This window comes from Actinomadura nitritigenes (assembly GCF_017573545.1).
GTDB lineage: Bacteria > Actinomycetota > Actinomycetes > Streptosporangiales > Streptosporangiaceae > Spirillospora > Spirillospora nitritigenes.
In genome coordinates, this window is the sequence record NZ_JAGEOK010000019.1 from 117,867 (window position 1) to 134,720 (window position 16,854).

The 16,854-nt window shown below is 74.9% G+C and carries 15 protein-coding genes; 12 read left to right on the top strand and 3 right to left on the bottom strand.

The genetic code is table 11. The features are described 5' to 3' along the window. Positions 1-215 precede the first annotated feature (215 nt). From pcaH to J4557_RS28435, 10 genes are all read left to right on the top strand, one after another. Entirely contained in the window at positions 216-881 is a 666-nt protein-coding gene (pcaH, locus tag J4557_RS28390; protein ID WP_208269811.1) for a protocatechuate 3,4-dioxygenase subunit beta, read from the top strand. After that, positions 881-1,447, top strand: a complete 567-nt coding sequence (gene pcaG, locus J4557_RS28395) for a protocatechuate 3,4-dioxygenase subunit alpha (protein ID WP_208269812.1) — start codon at positions 881-883, stop codon at positions 1,445-1,447. Before pcaH ends, pcaG begins: the two co-directional genes overlap by 1 nt. Then, a complete protein-coding gene (locus J4557_RS28400) occupies positions 1,437-2,654 on the top strand; it encodes a lyase family protein (protein ID WP_243776461.1) in 1,218 nt (405 codons plus the stop codon). The genes pcaG and J4557_RS28400 overlap by 11 nt, the downstream gene beginning before the upstream one ends. Continuing rightward, the gene (locus J4557_RS28405; RefSeq protein WP_208269813.1) at positions 2,651-3,445 is read left to right on the top strand and encodes an alpha/beta fold hydrolase; all 795 of its coding nucleotides are present in this window, start codon (positions 2,651-2,653) and stop codon (positions 3,443-3,445) included. The genes J4557_RS28400 and J4557_RS28405 overlap by 4 nt, the downstream gene beginning before the upstream one ends. A gap of 49 nt (positions 3,446-3,494) precedes the next feature. Continuing rightward, the gene (gene pcaC, locus J4557_RS28410) at positions 3,495-3,884 is read left to right on the top strand and encodes a 4-carboxymuconolactone decarboxylase (protein ID WP_208269814.1); all 390 of its coding nucleotides are present in this window, start codon (positions 3,495-3,497) and stop codon (positions 3,882-3,884) included. A gap of 14 nt (positions 3,885-3,898) precedes the next feature. Next, positions 3,899-4,699 carry an IclR family transcriptional regulator gene (locus J4557_RS28415; protein ID WP_208269815.1) on the top strand — a complete coding sequence of 267 codons (801 nt, stop codon included), beginning with the start codon at positions 3,899-3,901 and terminating at the stop codon, positions 4,697-4,699. A gap of 66 nt (positions 4,700-4,765) precedes the next feature. Beyond that, the gene (locus J4557_RS28420; protein ID WP_208269816.1) at positions 4,766-5,923 is read left to right on the top strand and encodes a 4-hydroxybenzoate 3-monooxygenase; all 1,158 of its coding nucleotides are present in this window, start codon (positions 4,766-4,768) and stop codon (positions 5,921-5,923) included. A 129-nt stretch (positions 5,924-6,052) separates the two neighbouring features. Beyond that, complete coding sequence (locus J4557_RS28425) at positions 6,053-6,646, top strand: acyl-CoA-like ligand-binding transcription factor (protein WP_208269817.1); 594 nt, start codon at positions 6,053-6,055, stop codon at positions 6,644-6,646. A 161-nt stretch (positions 6,647-6,807) separates the two neighbouring features. Continuing rightward, positions 6,808-9,033: an MMPL family transporter gene (locus tag J4557_RS28430; RefSeq protein ID WP_208269818.1), complete on the top strand. Its 2,226-nt coding sequence runs from the start codon at positions 6,808-6,810 to the stop codon at positions 9,031-9,033. 99 nt (positions 9,034-9,132) lie between these two features. Next, positions 9,133-9,960 (top strand): phosphatase PAP2 family protein, encoded by an 828-nt coding sequence (locus tag J4557_RS28435; protein ID WP_208269819.1) that lies wholly within the window; start codon positions 9,133-9,135, stop codon positions 9,958-9,960. Here the strand turns inward: J4557_RS28435 and cphA are convergent, their stop codons facing one another. Together cphA and J4557_RS28445 are read right to left on the bottom strand one after the other, a co-directional pair. After that, positions 9,961-12,618 (bottom strand): cyanophycin synthetase, encoded by a 2,658-nt coding sequence (cphA, locus tag J4557_RS28440; protein WP_208269820.1) that lies wholly within the window; start codon positions 12,616-12,618, stop codon positions 9,961-9,963. A gap of 2 nt (positions 12,619-12,620) precedes the next feature. After that, a complete protein-coding gene (locus tag J4557_RS28445) occupies positions 12,621-13,454 on the bottom strand; it encodes a cyanophycinase (protein WP_208269821.1) in 834 nt (277 codons plus the stop codon). 202 nt (positions 13,455-13,656) lie between these two features. Between J4557_RS28445 and J4557_RS28450 the strand changes: the two genes are divergently transcribed. After that, positions 13,657-14,334 (top strand): QsdR family transcriptional regulator, encoded by a 678-nt coding sequence (locus J4557_RS28450; RefSeq protein WP_208269822.1) that lies wholly within the window; start codon positions 13,657-13,659, stop codon positions 14,332-14,334. Between the two features lie 100 nt (positions 14,335-14,434). Beyond that, entirely contained in the window at positions 14,435-15,793 is a 1,359-nt protein-coding gene (locus J4557_RS28455; protein WP_208269823.1) for an ABC1 kinase family protein, read from the top strand. 43 nt (positions 15,794-15,836) lie between these two features. Here J4557_RS28455 and J4557_RS28460 read toward each other — a convergent pair whose 3' ends face one another. Further along, positions 15,837-16,682, bottom strand: a complete 846-nt coding sequence (locus J4557_RS28460) for a siderophore-interacting protein (protein WP_208269824.1) — start codon at positions 16,680-16,682, stop codon at positions 15,837-15,839. Between the last annotated feature and the right edge of the window lie 172 nt (positions 16,683-16,854).

A 16,854-nucleotide genomic window follows, 5' to 3' on the forward strand; every position in this document is an offset into this window, starting at 1 on the left:
TTCCTCGGCAACGGGGGCCGGCCGCGTCCGGTGCTGACGGCGGCCCTGATTTTCCGTTCAGCGGAAACTCGGGTAGGCCGCCGTCGCCGGCGGCTGCCAGGGTTGAGGGCAGTGCGGACGGCGCAGGCGGCCCTGCCGGGATCACGGAGGAGCGGGCGCCGCCGCGCCGCGACCGGGGCGGCACCGGCGGAGCACGCCGAGGAAGGAACGAGCGCATGACGCATCCCCCGTACCTGTATCCGGGCTACAAGAGCACGGTGCTCCGCGCCCCGGCGCAGGAGCTGATCATGCCGAAGCTCGGCCCGGACAGCGTCGAGCTGGCCTCGCCGGTCTTCGGCCACCAGGAGCTCGGGCGGCTGGACCACGACCTGACCGTCCAGCACTCGGGCGAGCCGCTCGGCCAGCGGATCATCGTGACCGGGCGGGTGCTGGACGGAGCGGGCCGCCCGGTGCGGAACGCGCTCGTGGAGGTCTGGCAGGCGAACTCCGCGGGCCGCTACGACCACCTCGGCGACATCCACCCCGCGCCGCTGGACCCGAACTTCACCGGCGCGGGCCGGTGCCTCACCGACGACGAGGGCCGCTACCGGTTCATCACGATCAAGCCGGGCGCCTACCCGTGGGGCAACCACCACAACGCGTGGCGGCCGGCGCACATCCACTTCTCGGTGTTCGGCACCGCCTTCACCCAGCGGCTCGTCACGCAGATGTACTTCCCGGACGACCCGCTGTTCCCGTTCGACCCGATCTTCCAGTCGATCCCCGAGCAGAAGGACCGCGAGAAGCTGATCTCGCGGTTCGACATGGATCTCACCAAGCCGGAGTGGGCATTGGGGTTCCAGTGGGACATCGTGCTGGGCGACACCCCGATGGAGGCGTGATGACCGTGCCCGCGAACAGCACGTCGGCGAAGACCACGCCCTCGCAGACCGTCGGCCCGTTCTACGGCTACGCGCTGCCGTACGAGGCCGGTCCGCGGGTCGCCCCCGCGTGGCGGCCGGACGCGATCACCGTGCGGGGGCGGGTGCTCGACGGCGCGGGCGAGCCGGTGCCGGACGCGCTGCTGGAGATCTGGCAGGCCGACGAGAACGGCGAGATCCCGCGGCGGCCGGGCGGCATCGTCCGGGAGGGCCATGACTTCTCCGGGTTCGGGCGGTGCGGCACCGACCCGGCGGGCGGGTTCTGGTTCACCACGGTGAAGCCGGGCGCGGTCGGGGCGGGCGCGCCCTACATCGCGCTCCTGGTGTTCGCGCGGGGGCTGCTGAAGCCGGTCGCGACCCGGATCTACTTCCCGGAGGACGAGGCCGCGCACGCCGCCGACCCGCTGCTCGCGGAGGTCCCGGCGGACCGCCGCGGGACGCTCGTCGCCGAACGGGAGGGCGACCGGACGTACCGGTTCGACGTGCGGCTGCAGGGCGAGGGGGAGACGGTCTTCCTTGCCTTCTGAGACGCCGCCCTCTGAGACGTCGCCGTCCTCCGAGGGGCCGTCGCCCGACGCGGGGCTGCTGTCGCCCGTGCGGGCCGGGACGGAGGCCGAGGCGGCCACGGGCGACGCCGCGTACCTGGCGGCGATGCTGGACGCCGAGGCGGCGCTCGCCCGGGCGCAGGCCCGCCTGGAGATCATCCCGGCCGCGGCGGCGGAGACGATCACCGCGGCCGCCGCGAGCGGCGCGTCCGGCGGGATCGACGCGGCGGACGTGGCGCGCCGGGCCCGCGGATCGGGGAACCCGGTCGTCCCACTGGTCGCCGACCTGCGCGGCCTCGCCGGCGCGGCGGGCGAGCACGTCCACCGGGGCGCCACCAGCCAGGACATCGCCGACACCGGCGCCATGCTCGTCGCGGCCCGGGCCAGGCGCGTCGTCCTCGCCCACCTCGACCGGGCACTGGACGCGCTGGCCGGGACCGCGGCGCGGTACCGCGACACCCCGATGGCGGCGCGCACGCTCGGCCGGCAGGCGCTGCCCACCACGTTCGGCGCGAAGGCGGCGAACTGGCTGCTCGGCTGCCTGGAGGCGCGCGAGCGGCTGGCGGCGGTCGCGCTGCCGGTCCAGCTCGGCGGCGCCGCCGGCACGCTGGACGCCTACGGCGGCCGGGCGTTCGACCTGGTCGCCGCGTTCGCCGAGGAGACCGGCCTGGACGCGCCGCTCCTGCCGTGGCACACCCGCCGGACCCCGGTCGCGGACCTGGCCTCGGCGCTCGCGGCGACCGCCGGCGCCCTCGGCAAGATCGCCACCGACGTGTGGCTGCTCGCGCAGAGCGAGGTCGGCGAGGTGGCCGAGGCCGCCGGTCCCGGGCGCGGCGGCTCGTCGTCGATGCCGCACAAGCGCAACCCGGCGCTGTCGGCCCTCGTCCGGTCGGCGGCGCTGCAGGTCCCGGCGTACGCGCAGGTCGTCCTCGCCGCGCAGGCCGCGCCGCTGGAGCGCCCGGCGGGGGAGTGGCACGCCGAATGGCAGCCGCTGCGCGAGTGCCTGCGGCTGACCGGCGGCGCCGCCGAGACCGCGGCGGAACTCGTCTGCGGCCTGGAGGTGTCGGCGGACCGGATGCGCGCGAACCTCGGCGGCCTGCTGGACGTCCTCGGAGACGACCCCGGCACCGGCGCGGCCGCCGCCCTGGCCGACCGTGCCCTCGACGCCTACCGGAGGAGCCGCGCATGACCCCCCACCCGGGAACCCTGCACTTCGGGATCCCGCAGCACCGCCTCGACGGGCCGCCGGACGCGCCCGTCGTCGTCCTCGGCCCGTCGCTCGGCACCTCGTCGGACCTGTGGCTGCCGCAGCTCCCGGCGCTGACGCGCAGGTGGCGGGTGCTGCGCTACGACCTGCCGGGGCACGGCGGCGCGCCGTCGTCCCCCGGCCCGTACACGGTCGAGGGCCTCGCCGCCGGGGTCGCCCTGCTGCTCGACCGCCTCCGGATCGCCGAGGCCGCGTACGCCGGGGTGTCGCTCGGCGGCGCCGTCGGCACCGCCCTCGCGCTTCTCGCTCCGCGGCGCGTCGCGAGCCTCGTCCTGTGCTGCACGTCGCCCCGCTTCGGCGACCCGGGGCCGTGGCGGGAGCGCGCGGCGCTCGTCCGCCGCGAAGGGGTGGAGCCGGTCGCCGCCACGGCCGCCGGACGCTGGTTCACCCCCGGGTTCACCGGCGCGGACCCGTACGTCGCGATGCTCCGCGAGACCGACCCCGAAGGCTACGCGGGCTGCTGCGACGCGCTCGCCTCCTACGACGCGACCGCGCTGCTCGGCGACGTCACCGCGCCGACGCTGGTGATCGCCGGTGCGCAGGACGGCCCCACCCCGCCGCGCGGGCACGCCGACCGGCTCGCCGAGGGCATCCCGGGCGCCGAACTGGTCGTGGTCGACGGCGCCGGGCACCTCGCCGGCGCCGAACGCCCGGAAGTGGTCACCGAGGCGATCACCGCACACCTGGACCGCACGTGGAAGGGACGAGAATGAGCGAAGCGAACCGGAGGGTGTGGAGGATCGTCCCCCTACGGGGTGCCCGATGAGCTCGCGCCGCACCGATGAGGAACGGCACGCGGAGGGCATGCGGACGCGCCGCGAGGTGCTCGGCGACGCGCACGTCGACCGCGCCGAGGCCCGCAAGGACGCCTTCACCGAGGACTTCCAGGACCTGATCACCCGGTACGCGTGGGGCGAGATCTGGACCCGCCCGGGCCTGGACCGCAGGACCCGCAGCTGCATCACGCTGACCGCCATGGTCGCGGGCGGCCACCTGGACGAGCTGGCCATGCACGTGCGCGCCGCCCTCCGCAACGGACTGACCCCCGAGGAGATCAAGGAGGTCCTGCTGCAGACCGCGATCTATTGTGGAGTGCCCGCCGCGAACTCGGCGTTCGCCGTCGCCCAGCGGGTACTGGCCGAACAGGAGTGACCGGCGGGAGGGCCATGGCTGAGCGCGCGCGCCCGGTGAGCGTGGCGGGCAAGGTGATGGCCATCCTGAACGCCTTCGCCCAGGGCGACGTGCGCCTGAACCTGAGCGAGATCTGCCGCCGCGCCGGGCTGCCGCTGGCCACCGGGCACCGGCTGGTCGGGGAACTGGCCGCGGGCGGGTTCCTGGAGCGGGTCCCGGACGGGACGTACCGCATCGGCACCCGGCTGTGGCGGATCGGAAGCCAGGCCCCGGCCGTCACCGGGCTGCGCGAGCTGGCGCTGCCGCACATGGAGGACCTGTACGAGGCGACCCACGACAACGTGCAGCTCGCCGTGCTCCGCGACGACCGCGTCCTGGTCGTGGAGCGGCTGCGCGGGACGCGTTCGGTGCCGGTCGTGACACAGGTCGGAGCGACGCTGCCGCTGCACACCACCGGCGTCGGCAAGGTGCTGCTGGCGTTCGCGGCGCCGGAGTACCGGGAGCGGGTGATCGGCGCGGGTCTGGTGCGGCACGCGGCCCGCACGATCACCGACCCGGACGAGATGCGGAGCTGCCTGGAACAGGTGCGCCGCTCGGGGTACGCGCTGACCCGCGACGAGATGACGCTGGGCGCCTCCTCGGTCGGCGCGCCCGTCCGCGACGGGACGGGGGAGGTGGTGGCCGCGCTGTCGCTGGTCGCGCGGACCCGCAGCGCGGACCTGCGGCGGCTGCTGCCGCCGCTGACGACGGCGGCGCGGGCGCTGTCGCGGGACGTCGGCCAGCACTGGCGCGGACACCCTGAGGTGTTTTCCACCGAGCGGAAGACCGGCGCCTGAACCTGCGGGTACGCGCGCCAGCATCACAGGGGGATCCCCCCGAGAGAGCGATGACGAGGAGGCTCGATGCGTACCCAGGTGGCGATCATCGGCGGTGGCCCGGCGGGGCTGCTGCTGTCGCATCTGCTGCATCTGCAGGGGATCGACTCGGTGGTCCTGGAGAGCCGTGACCGCGGCTACGTGGAGCGGCGGCAGCGGGCCGGGATGCTCGAGCAGGGCACCACGGACGTGCTCCGCGAGAGCGGCGTCGGGGAGCGGCTCGACCGCGAGGGCCTCGTCCACCACGGCCTGGAGCTGCGGTTCGGCGGCGCGGGGCACCGGGTCCCGCTCACCGACCTGACGGGCCGGACCGTCACCGTCTACGCGCAGACCGAGATCGTCAAGGACCTCGTCGCCAAGCGGCTGGCGGACGGCGGCGACGTGCGGTTCGAGGCCGAGGTCGTCGGCCTCGACCCGGCGGCGCCCAGCGTGACGTTCCGCGACGGCGGCGGGACGCACACGCTCGACTGCGACTACATCGCGGGCTGCGACGGGTTCCACGGCGTCAGCCGGCCGGCGGTGCCGGGGCTGCGGACGTTCTCCCGCGAGTACCCGTTCGCCTGGCTCGGCGTCCTCGCCGACGTCCCGCCGTCCACCGAGGAGCTGATCTACGCCAACCACGACCGCGGGTTCGCGCTGCACAGCCTGCGCTCCCCGCAGGTCAGCCGGCTGTACCTGCAGGTGGCGCCGGACGAGGACATCGCGGACTGGTCCGACGCGCGGATCTGGGAGGAGCTCGCGGCCCGGTTCGCCACCGACGACGGCTGGAAGCTGCACGAGGGTCCGATCACCGACAAGTCGATCACGCCGATGCGCAGTTTCGTGGCCGAGCCGATGCGGCACGACCGGCTGTTCCTCGCGGGCGACGCGGCGCACATTGTCCCGCCAACGGGCGCCAAGGGCCTCAATCTGGCGGTGTCCGACGTGATCGTGCTGGCCAGGGCGCTGACGGAGCGGTACGCGACGGGCTCGGACGCTCTGCTCGACGCGTACTCTTCGACATGCCTGCGGCGCGTGTGGCGCGCCGAGCACTTCTCCTACTGGATGACCACGCTGCTGCACGTGGACCCGGCCGCCGACGACTTCGCCCTGCGCCTCCAGCGCTCCCACCTGGACTACGTGGCCTCCTCCGAGGCCGCGAAGGCGTCGCTGGCCGAGAACTACACGGGCCTGCCGCTCGGCTAGCGGCGCGCGGCGGGCCGGTGAACGGCGGACGACGCGGATCTGTTCCCGCCCGGCGATGAGATGCACATCACGCAAGCTGGCAGTGCCTGAAATTTTGCCGGACACGCAAGTTCGGTTTACCGTGAAGGCATGACCGAGACGAGCCTGCGCGAGCGCAAGAAGGTCGCGACGCGCCGGGCGCTCAGCCGGGCCGCCGCGCTCCTCGCCGTGGAGCGCGGCGTCGAGGGCGTCACCATCGAGGCGATCGCCGACGCGGCCGGAGTCTCCCCCCGCACCTTCCACAACTACTTCCCCGGCAAGGAAGAGGCGATCGTCGCGCCGCTCACCGACGGGGCGCAGGCCGTGATCGACGCCCTGCGCGCCCGCCCGGCGGGCGAGCCGATCTGGGACGCGCTGCGCGAGGTCGTCCGGGAGGCCCTGCTGCCGACCGACACCCGCGACGAGACCATCGCGCTGCTGCGCGTGGTCAAGCGCAACCCCGCGCTCGTCGGCAAGCAGCTGTGCGGCCTCGGCGAGATGCAGCGGCAGATCGCCGAGGTCGTCGCCGCGCGCACCGGCACCCACGCCGGCCGCGACCTGTACCCGCACCTGCTGGCGGGCGCCGCGGGCGTCGCCATGCGCACCGCCGTCGACCTGTGGGTCGACGGGCGCAGCGGCGCCGACCTGCCCGAACTGATCGACTCGGCGTTCGCGCAGCTGCGCGCCGGGCTGCCCGGCCCCTGACCGGGCGCTCTCCGACCCCCGGCGCCGAGCCGCCGCCCGACGGCACCGGGTCCCCTGGCAGGGCGGCCGCACCCCCACCACCCCCCTGACCGAAGCGACAGCCTGACGGCCGGCCGCCGTGGGGCCATGTCCGCACGCCCCGTTACCGATGGGACGCTCTCTTGGCCACCTTCCTCTACCGGCTCGGCCGGTTCTCGTTCCGGCGCCGCCGGCTCGTCACGCTGCTCTGGGTGGGGCTGCTCGTGCTCTTCGGCGTCGGCGCCGCCGTGCTCAAGGGGCCCACCTCCAACGACTTCTCGATGCCGGGGACCGAGTCCCAGCAGGCGATCGACCTGCTCAAGGACCGCATGCCGCAGGCGTCGGCGGACGGCGCCACCGCCCGGGTCGTGTTCGCCGCGCCCGACGGGAAGACCGTGACCGACCCCGCCGGCAAGGCGGGCGTCGAGAAGGTCGTCGCCAAGCTGAAGGCGGCGCCGCAGGTCGCCTCCGTCGTCGACCCCTACCAGGCGAAGGCCGTCTCGCAGGACGGCCGGATCGCCTACACGCAGGTCACCTACAAGGTGCCGGCGATCGACGTCACCGACGCCGCGCGCGGCGCGCTGACCGCCGCCGCCCAGCCCGGCCGGGACGCCGGCCTGCGGGTGGAGATGGGCGGCGACGCGACCGAGGCGATGCCCGAGCAGAGCGCCACCGAGGTGATCGGCGTCGCGGTCGCCGCGGTCGTGCTGATCATCACCTTCGGGTCGCTGATCGCCGCCGGGCTGCCGCTGCTGAACGCCATCCTCGGCGTCGGCATCGCGATGGCCGGGATCACCGCGGCCACCGGGCTGTTCGAGATGAGCTCGATGACCTCGACGCTCGCACTGATGCTCGGCCTCGCCGTCGCGATCGACTACGCGCTGTTCATCGTCTCCCGGTACCGGCACGAGCTGCGCGAGGGCCGCGCCGGCGAGGAGGCCGCGGGACGCGCCGTCGGCACCGCCGGCTCGGCGGTGGTGTTCGCCGGGCTGACCGTCGTCATCGCGCTGGCCGGCCTCGCCGTGGTCGACATCCCGATGCTCACCGAGATGGGGCTCGCCGCCGCGTTCGCCGTGGTCGTCGCGGTCCTGATCGCGCTCAGCCTGCTGCCCGCCCTGCTCGGCTTCGCCGGCCGCAAGGTGCTCGGCGGCGGGATCCCGTTCCTGCGCGGCGGCGTCTCCCGCCGCGGCCGCCCGCCGTTCGGCGAGCGGTGGGCCAGGTTCGTCGTCCGGCGCCCGCTGCCGGTGCTCCTGCTGGCCATCGCCGGGATGGGCGCGATCGCCGTCCCGGCGCTGGACCTGCGGCTCGGCATGCCCGGCGACGAGGTCGCCTCGCCCGCCACCACCCAGCGCAAGGCCTACGACCTGCTCGACAAGGGCTTCGGGCCCGGCTTCAACGGCCCGCTGATGGTGGTCGTGGACGGCGCGAACGCGCAGGCGGCCGGGCAGCGGTTCGCCGGGGAGATCCGGACGCTGCCGGACGTCGCCGCCGTGACGCCGCCGCAGGCGAACCCGGCGGGGGACACCGCGGTGCTCACCGTCGTCCCGAAGAGCGGGCCGAGCAGCCAGAAGACCGAGGACCTCGTCTCGGCGATCCGCGACAGGGGCGACGGGCTGAAGGCGCAGACCGGCGCCGGGGCCATGGTCACCGGCCGGACCGCCATGATGATCGACGTGTCGGCCAAGCTCGGCGGCGCCCTCGCGCCCTACCTCGGGCTCGTCGTCGGGCTCGCGTTCATCCTGCTGATGCTGGTGTTCCGGTCGCTGCTGGTCCCGCTGAAGGCCACGCTCGGGTTCCTCCTCACGGTCGCGGCCACCTTCGGCGCCGTCGTCGCGGTGTTCCAGTGGGGCTGGCTGTCCGGGCTGTTCGGCGTCGAGGAGACCGGCCCGATCATGAGCATGATGCCGATCTTCATGATCGGCGTGGTGTTCGGGCTGGCCATGGACTACCAGGTCTTCCTCGTCACCCGGATGCGGGAGGAGTACGTGCACGGCGCGCCCCCGGGGGAGGCGGTGGTCACCGGCTTCCGGCACGGCGCCCGCGTCGTCACCGCCGCCGCCGTGATCATGATCGCGGTGTTCGCCGGGTTCCTCTCCTCCTCCGAGTCGATGATCAAGATGATGGGCTTCGCGCTGGCCGCCGGCGTGGCCTTCGACGCCTTCGTCGTCCGGATGACGATCGTCCCGGCGGTGATGGCGCTCGTCGGCCGGGCCGCCTGGTGGCTGCCGCGGTGGCTGGCGCGCATCCTGCCCAACGTGGACGTCGAGGGTGAGAGGCTTCGGCATCTGCTCCACGACGGGCACGGCGGCGGCGACCCCGCGCCGCGCCCCGGCGAGGGCGAGCGCGAGCTCGACCCGGCCGTGACCTGACCCAGTGCCCGGGCCGTCCCTCGCGGGGGACGGCCCGGGCCGTCCCAGCAGCCGCCGCCTCGCCCGAGCGCGGCGGACCCGCCCGCCAAAGGACCTCCCATGAGCCTCCTCGAACAGCCGTCCCGGCCGGTCTCGTCGTTCGCGCGGCTGCGCAGACCGGGAGGGCCGGGCGGGGGACGGCCGGGCGGGCGGCCGCGGCCCGTCCGCGAGCTGCTGCTGATCGGGGTGCTGTTCACGGTCTACAAGCTCGGGCGGCTGCTGGCCAACGACCGGGTGGGCGAGGCGTTCGGCAACGCGCACCGGATCTGGGACGTCGAGCGGGCCCTCGACCTGCCGAGCGAGGCGCACCTCCAGCACGGGCTGCTGCACAGCCAGTTCCTCGTGCACGTGGCCAACTGCTACTACGCCTACGTCCACTTCCCGGCGATGGCGCTGTTCCTGCTCTGGATCTACCTGCGCCGGCCCGCGCACTACCGGTGGATCCGCCGGGTGCTGGTCGCGCTGACGGCCGGGGCGCTCGCCCTGCACCTGCTCGTCCCGCTGGCGCCGCCCCGGATGCTGCCCGCCACCGGCCTGATCGACACCGCCGCCCGCTTCGGCCCGTCGGTGTACGGTTCGCCGCAGCACGACACCATGGCCAACCAGTACGCGGCGATGCCGTCGCTGCACATCGGCTGGGCCGCGATCATCGCGATCGGGCTCATCGTCACCTGCCGGACGCGCTGGCGGTGGCTGTGGCTGGCGCATCTCGCCGCGACCGTCGCCGTCGTCGTCAGCACCGCCAACCACTACTGGATGGACGGGATCGTCGTGCTGGCGCTGCTGGCCGTCGCCGTCCTCCTGCTGCGGCCCGCCGCGGCGGCGCTGCCCGCCGCGGGCCCGCCGCGCGCCCCCGGCGAGAAGCGCGCGGAACCGGAGACGTCCTAGTCAGGGCGCCGCGGGCTCGGCGCCGAGGGTCTCGAGCAGCTCGACGACCGGCTGCAGCTTCTCGTAGAGCAGCAGCACCGGCTCGCCGGGCCCGGCCATGTCCAGCGCCGAGGTCAGCGCCCCCTTGAGGTCGCCCGCCGGATGGTGCAGCACGTCCGGGCGGCCCTCCCGCAGCCCCTGGACGATCAGCCGCGTCATCTCGCCGGACCTGCGCCCCCGCAGGTCCTCGTCCTCGTAGACGACGACGCGCCCGAACGCGCCGGCCACGCACCGGGCCGTCTCGGCGACGAGCTCGTCGGACCGGTCGCCGGGCAGCGTCACCGCCGCGACGCCGCCCCCGCCCCAGCGCGCCCGCGCGAACGCGCCGATCGCGGTGACCGCCGCCGGGTTGTGCGCGTAGTCGACCAGGACCGGGTTGTCGCCGACCTGGTACACGCAGCCGCGCCCGGGATTGCGGGTGTGCGGATCGAAGGTGCGCAGCGCCTCCGCGACGACGTCCACCGGCACGCCCAGCGCGCGGGCGGCGGCCAGCGCGGCCAGCGCGTTCGCGACGACGTGCCCGGCGCGGCCGCCGAACGCGCCCGCGACCTCCTCCACCGGCAGCACCCGCGTGCGGCGCCCGCCGCGCGCCTCCGTCAGCAGGCCGTCCTCGACGAAGTACCCGGCGCCGCCGCCCTCCAGGTGCCGGGCCAGCACCGGGGCGTCCGCCGACATCGCGAAGAAGCACAGCTCCGGGTCGCGGCGCGCCACCGCGGGACGCCCGGCCAGCCCCGCCGACGGGCCGTCCTCCGCGTTCAGCACCAGATGGCCGCCCCGGCGGATCTCCTCCGCGACCAGCGCCTTGATGTCGATCAGGTCGTCCACCGACTCGGTGGCGTCCATGCCGAGGTGGTCGCGGGTGATGTTGGTGACCACCGCGACGTCGGCGCGGTCGTAGCCGAGGCCGCGCCGGACGATCCCGCCGCGCGCCGTCTCCAGCACCGCGGCCTCCACCGACCGGTCGCCGAGCACCATCTCCGCCGACCGCGGCCCGGACGCGTCCGACCGGTGGATCAGCTGGCCGCCCACGTACACGCCCTCGGTGCTGGTCATGCCGGTGCGCACGCCGTGCAGCTCCAGCATGTGCGCGATCATCCGGACCGTGGTGGTCTTGCCGTTGGTGCCGGTCACCGACACCACCGGCACCCGCGACGGGGTCCCCGGCGGATACATCAGGTCGATGATGTCGCCCGCCACGTCGCGGCGCCCGCCCTCGTACGGGGCCAGGTGCATGCGCAGCCCCGGCGCGGCGTTCACCTCCAGGATCCCGGCGGCGCCGCGCTCGGCGGGAAGCGGCGAGCCGATGTCGGGCAGCCGCAGGTCGATGCCGCACACGTCCATCCCCACGGTCGCGGCGGCCCGCACGCACATCGCGGCGACCTCGGGATGCACGTCGTCGGTGACGTCCCGGCTCGTCCCGCCGGTGGACAGGTTCGCGTTGCGGCGCAGCCGCACCGTCTCGCCCTCGCCGGGCACCGTGCCGGGGCCGTGGCCCTGCCGCGCCAGCAGTGCCAGCTCGGTCGCGCCCAGCGCCAGGCGGGTGAGGGGCCTGTCGTGGCCCTCCCCGCGCGCCGGGTCGGCGTTGACCCGCTCCACCAGCTCCGCGACCGTGGACGTCCCGTCGCCGGTGATCCGCGCGGCGGTCAGCTCGGCCGCCGCCGAGACCCGCCCGCCGACCACGAGGACCCGGTAGTCGCGGCCCGGGATGTAGGACTCGACGAGCACGCCGGACGCGTCGCCCCGCCCCTCCCCGCCCGCCGCCGACGTGAACGCCGCCACCACCTCCGGCGGCTCCGACAGCTCGATGTGCACGCCCTCGCCCTGGTGCCCCGACAGCGGCTTGACCACCACCGGCGCGCCGATCTCCCGCAGCGCCTCCAGCGCCTCGGCCGGCGCCCGCGCCACCCGGCCCTCCGGCACGGGGACGCCCGCGTCCGCCAGCACCCGGTGCGCCAGCCGCTTGTCCGCGGCGACCTCCATCCCGATCGCGGACGTGCCGTCCGTCATCGCCGCCCATGCCATCCGGCGGTACCGCCCGTACCCGAGCCGCAGCAGGTTCAGGTCGCCGACGCGGCGGACCGGCACGCCCCGCTCGCGGGCGGCGCGCGCCAGCGCGGCGGTGCTCACCCCGAGCCTGCTCGCCTCGTAGGCGGCGGCGATCGGGGCGAGGCCGGGCGCGGGATCCGGCACGGCCCCGGACAGCGCCGCGGTCACCGTCCGCACCGCCAGCTCGATCAGCGCCTCCACCAGGTCCGTCTCGGCCGGTTCGTCCCGCGGGCATTCGAGGATCAGCTCGTACTCGCCGGGGCCGCCCGCGCGGACCGTCCGGCCGAAGTACGCCTCCCGGCCGATCAGCCCGGACAGCTCCAGCGTCACGTGCTCGGTGACGTGACCGAAATAGGTGCCGCGGGCCATCGCGTCGAGCAGCCCGCCCGGCCGGCCCGCCGAGCAGTGGTGCGAGCGCAGCCCCGGCAGCGCCGCCACCAGCCGCTCGGCGAAGCCCGGATGGTCGGTGGTCTCGTGCCCGGTCAGGCCCCGCAGGTCCAGCCGCGCGACGGCGACCGGGCGGTTCAGGTAGACGTTCGGGCCGCCGAGGCGGCGCACATGCAGAAGCCGCACGGTCACTCCTCCCCGGGCCCGCGCATCGTGCCGATCGCGGGCAGCCGGTCGTGCATCTGGAACGAGCAGCCGGCGGGCAGCAGGTGCAGGGAGACGTCGAACATCGCCATCGGCTCGTCGTCGGACGCGGCGTAGGCGACGGTCGACTGGCCCGCGTCCACGACCGTCACCACCCCGGTGCCGACCACCTGGAACTGCCCGTCGCCGACCACGATCGCGGTGTCCTCGTCGATCCCGACGCCGAGCAGCCGGGTGTCCAGCGCTATGCCGCTGAGCAGCCTCGGCAGCCGCCCCCGCTCGTTGAAATGCATGTCGATCAGTACGTTGTCCAGCAGCGCCAGGCCCGGCCCCACCTTCACGCTGGACGCCGCGACCTCGTGGCCGTGGCCGCCGAGGATCATCCAATGGCCCATCGCGGTCGCCCCGGCGCTCGTTCCCGCGATCACGAGGCCGTCCTGCTTCAGCCGTCGCTTGAGCAGCTCGTTGGTCCGCGACCCCACCAGCGTCCGGATCCGCGACTGGTCGCCGCCGCTGAACAGCACCCCGGTCGCCGTGTCCAGCGCGCGCAGCGTCGCGGCGTCGTCGGCGGCGGCGCGGCCGAGCAGCCGCAGCTCCCGCACCGACGGCACGCCGAGCCGCCCGAACACCGCGGTGTACTCCTCGGCGACCTCCTCGGGAACCTCGGTCGCGGTCGTCACCACCACGATCCGCGCGTCCTCCGCGCCGGCCAGCTCGACGAACGTCTCCAGGGGCCCGGCCCCGCAGGTCCGGTTCTCCGCCCCGCCAATGATCAGCAGCCGGCCCTTGCGTCCGGCGTCCCCGCTTCTCTCTTTCACACCTACCGACTACCCTTGATCACTCTGGGTAGTCTCGCGTTCGCGAGGTGTCATGGGGGAGCGGCCCGGCCCCGCCTCCGCCGTCCCTCCGGCACCGCGCCGCTCGCCGCGCCGACCGACCGCCGCCGGCCCCCGCCCGGCCTCCCCGTACCGCGTTCGCGCGCCTGCCGGAGCATCGTCCCCGCTGTGTCATGCTGGGCGGATGAGCGGCAGCTCTGTTCCCCCGAGCGGGCCTCCCGGCCCGTCGCCCGCCCCGGCGCCCGCGCGCCGCCCGACCGGGCCCGAGGCCGCGCTCGCCGCGGCGTCCGCGCACTACCTGCGGGGAGAGCCGATCGACATGTCCGCGCTCGCCGCCGAGCTGGGCGTCGGCCGCGCCACCCTCTACCGCTGGGTCGGCAGCCGCGAGCAGCTGCTCGGCACCGTGCTGGCGGAGATGACCGAGCGGACCTACCGGGTCGCCGCGCGCGGCGTGCGGGGCACCGGGCCGGAGCGGATCCTCACCGTGCTGGACCGGTTCATGCGGGCGGTGGTGGACGCCGCGCCGCTCAAGGCGTTCACCGAGCGCGAGCCTCGGCTGTTCATCCGGCTCGCCACGATGCCCGGCACCATCGAGGACCGCGCGACCGAGCTGCTGACCCGGGAGCTGCAGCGGGAGATCGACCGGGGCGCGCTTCGGGTGCCCCTGCCGACCCGGACGCTCGCCCAGGCCGTCGTCCGCATCGCCGACTCGTTCATGTACGCGCACTACCTGGGCGGGAACCGGCCGGAGATCGAGCAGGCCCTGGAGGTCGTGGAGCTGCTGCTGCGGCCCTGCCGCCACGAGGCGGCCGCGAGCCCGGAGCTCCGGCCGCGCGCCGAGGGAATCTCCGAGCCCGTCTGAACGCTGAGGCTTTTAGCGGGAATGACTATTTCGTGGTATTCGTCCGCCGTGAGAGGCTGGAGATCATTGGACGCACTGTCGAACGAGGGACGGCCGGGCCGTGACTGACATCCCCCGCCGCGCGGTGACGCGCACCGCGAAACTGGCGACGCTCCCGCTCGGCTTCGCCGGGCGCACCGCCCTCGGGTTCGGCAAGCGGACCATCGGACGGCCCGCCGAGGCCGTCGCGCTGGAGGTCCAGCGCCGCACCGCCGAGCAGCTGTTCTCCGTGCTCGGCGAGCTCAAGGGCGGCGCGATGAAGGTCGGGCAGCTCCTGTCGATCTTCGAGGCCGGGCTGCCCGAGGAGGTCGCCGCGCCGTTCCGCGCGAGCCTCACCCGGCTGCAGGAGGCCGCGCCGCCGATGCCGGCCGCCACCACGCACAAGGTCCTCGCCGAAGGGCTCGGCGCGGACTGGCGCGAGCGGTTCGCCGAGTTCGACGACCGTCCCGCCGCGGCCGCGTCCATCGGCCAGGTGCACAAGGCCGTCTGGCACGACGGGCGGACCGTCGCGGTCAAGGTCCAGTACCCGGGCGCCGCCGACGCGCTGATGAGCGACTTCAACCAGATCTCCCGGCTGAGCCGCGTGATCACGCCGCTGTTCCCGGGCGTCGAGGTCAAGCCGGTCGTCGCCGACCTGAAGCGGCGCCTGCAGAAGGAGCTCGACTACGTCGACGAGGCCCGCGCCCAGACCGCCTTCCACGACGCCTACGCCGGCGACCCCGACTTCGTCGTCCCGGCGGTCGTCGCGCAGTCCGGGAACGTACTGGTCACCGAGTGGCTGGACGGCACCCCGCTGGCCAGGGTCATCGCCGACGGGAGCCGGGAGGAGCGCGACCGCGCCGGCCTGCTGCTGTTCCGCTTCCTGCTGTCGGGCCCGTCCCGCTGCGAGATGATCCACATCGACCCGCACCCCGGCAACTTCCGGCTGCTGGACGACGGCCGCCTCGGCGTCATGGACTTCGGCGGCGCCGCCCGCGTCCCCGACGAGCTGCAGTGGTCGATCGGCCGGCTGCTGCGCATCGGCACGCTCGGCGACCCCGACGAGATCGTCGACGCGCTGTGGGAGGAGGGCTTCCTCGCGCCGGACGCGGAGGTCGACCCGGAGGAGGTGGCCGCGCTCGTCACCCCCCACGCCGCGCCGTTCGCCGTCGGCCGGTTCCGCTACACCCGCGAATGGATGCGCGAGCAGACGTCCCGCGGCCTCGGCCTCGCCGCCGACATGCGGCCGGGCGCGCTCGCCCGCCAGTTCCGGCTGCCGCCGCAGTACCTGGCGGTGAGCCGCGCCCTGGCGGGCGGCGGCGGCGTGCTCTGCCAGCTGGAGGCGGAGGGCGACTACCGCGCCGAGGCCGAGCGCTGGCTCCCCGGCTTCGCCGACGACGAAGGCCCCGACCTGGACGACCAGACCGAGGCCACCGCCTGACCCCCGGCGCCGCACCGCGAACGTGGCGAGCGGAGGCCGCCCGTCAGGACAGGGAGCGCGCCTCTTCCTCCTCGACCTGGCGGTTCCAGTCGCGCTTGCTCGACTGCCAGCCGTCCTCGTCGCGGCCCCGGCGCCAGTACCCGGAGATCGACAGCCGCTCCATCGGCAGGCCGCGGTCGACGCGCAGGTGGCGGCGGAGCGCCTTCACGAAGTTGGCCTCGCCGTGGACGAACGCGTGCACGTCGCCGTCGGGGAAGTCGAGCTTCTGGACGGCCTCGACGAGCAGGTCGCCGACCTGGCCGCCGTTCCGGTGCAGCCAGACGATCTCGGTGCCGGCGGAGGCGCGGAGGTCCTGCTCCTCCTCCGGGCCGGCGACCTCGACGAACACGCGGGCGGGGACCCCGTCGGGGATCCGCTCCAGGGAGGCGGCGATGGCGGGGAGCGCGCTCTCGTCCCCGACCAGGAGGTGCCAGCCGGCGTCGGCGCTGGGCGCGTAGGCGCCGCCCGGGCCGTTGAAGAAGATCTCCTCGCCCGGCCGGACGCGCGCCGCCCACGGCCCGGCGATGCCCTTGTCGCCGTGGTGGACGAAGTCGATGGTCAGCTCGACGGCCTCGGGGTCCCAGGCGCGGACGGTGTAGGTCCGGACGCTCGGCCACCGGTCGCGCGGCATCTCGGCGCGGACCCTCTCCATGTCGAACGGCTCGGGGTACTCCACGCCCGGCTGGGGGAACAGCAGCTTCACGTAGTGGTCGGTGAACGCGCCGGCGCCGAACCCGGCGAGGTCCTCGCCGCCGAGCACCACGCGGATCATGTGCGGGGTGAGGCGCTCGGTGCGCAGCACCGTCCCCCGGTTGAGCCTGCGCCCCTTGCGTACCGGTTCCGTGGCCATGCGGACCTCCGCCGATGAGGATCAGTGGTAATTAGGCAACCCTAACCTCTGACGCGTCAGGATTGTTCCGCCGGACCCCCGCGTCCCGCCCATGTCCGGCGGGGCGCGGGCGGGGACTGACGGCGGGACGGCCGCCGGGGTACGGTCTGCGGGGCGGCTCCCTCTGCGCACG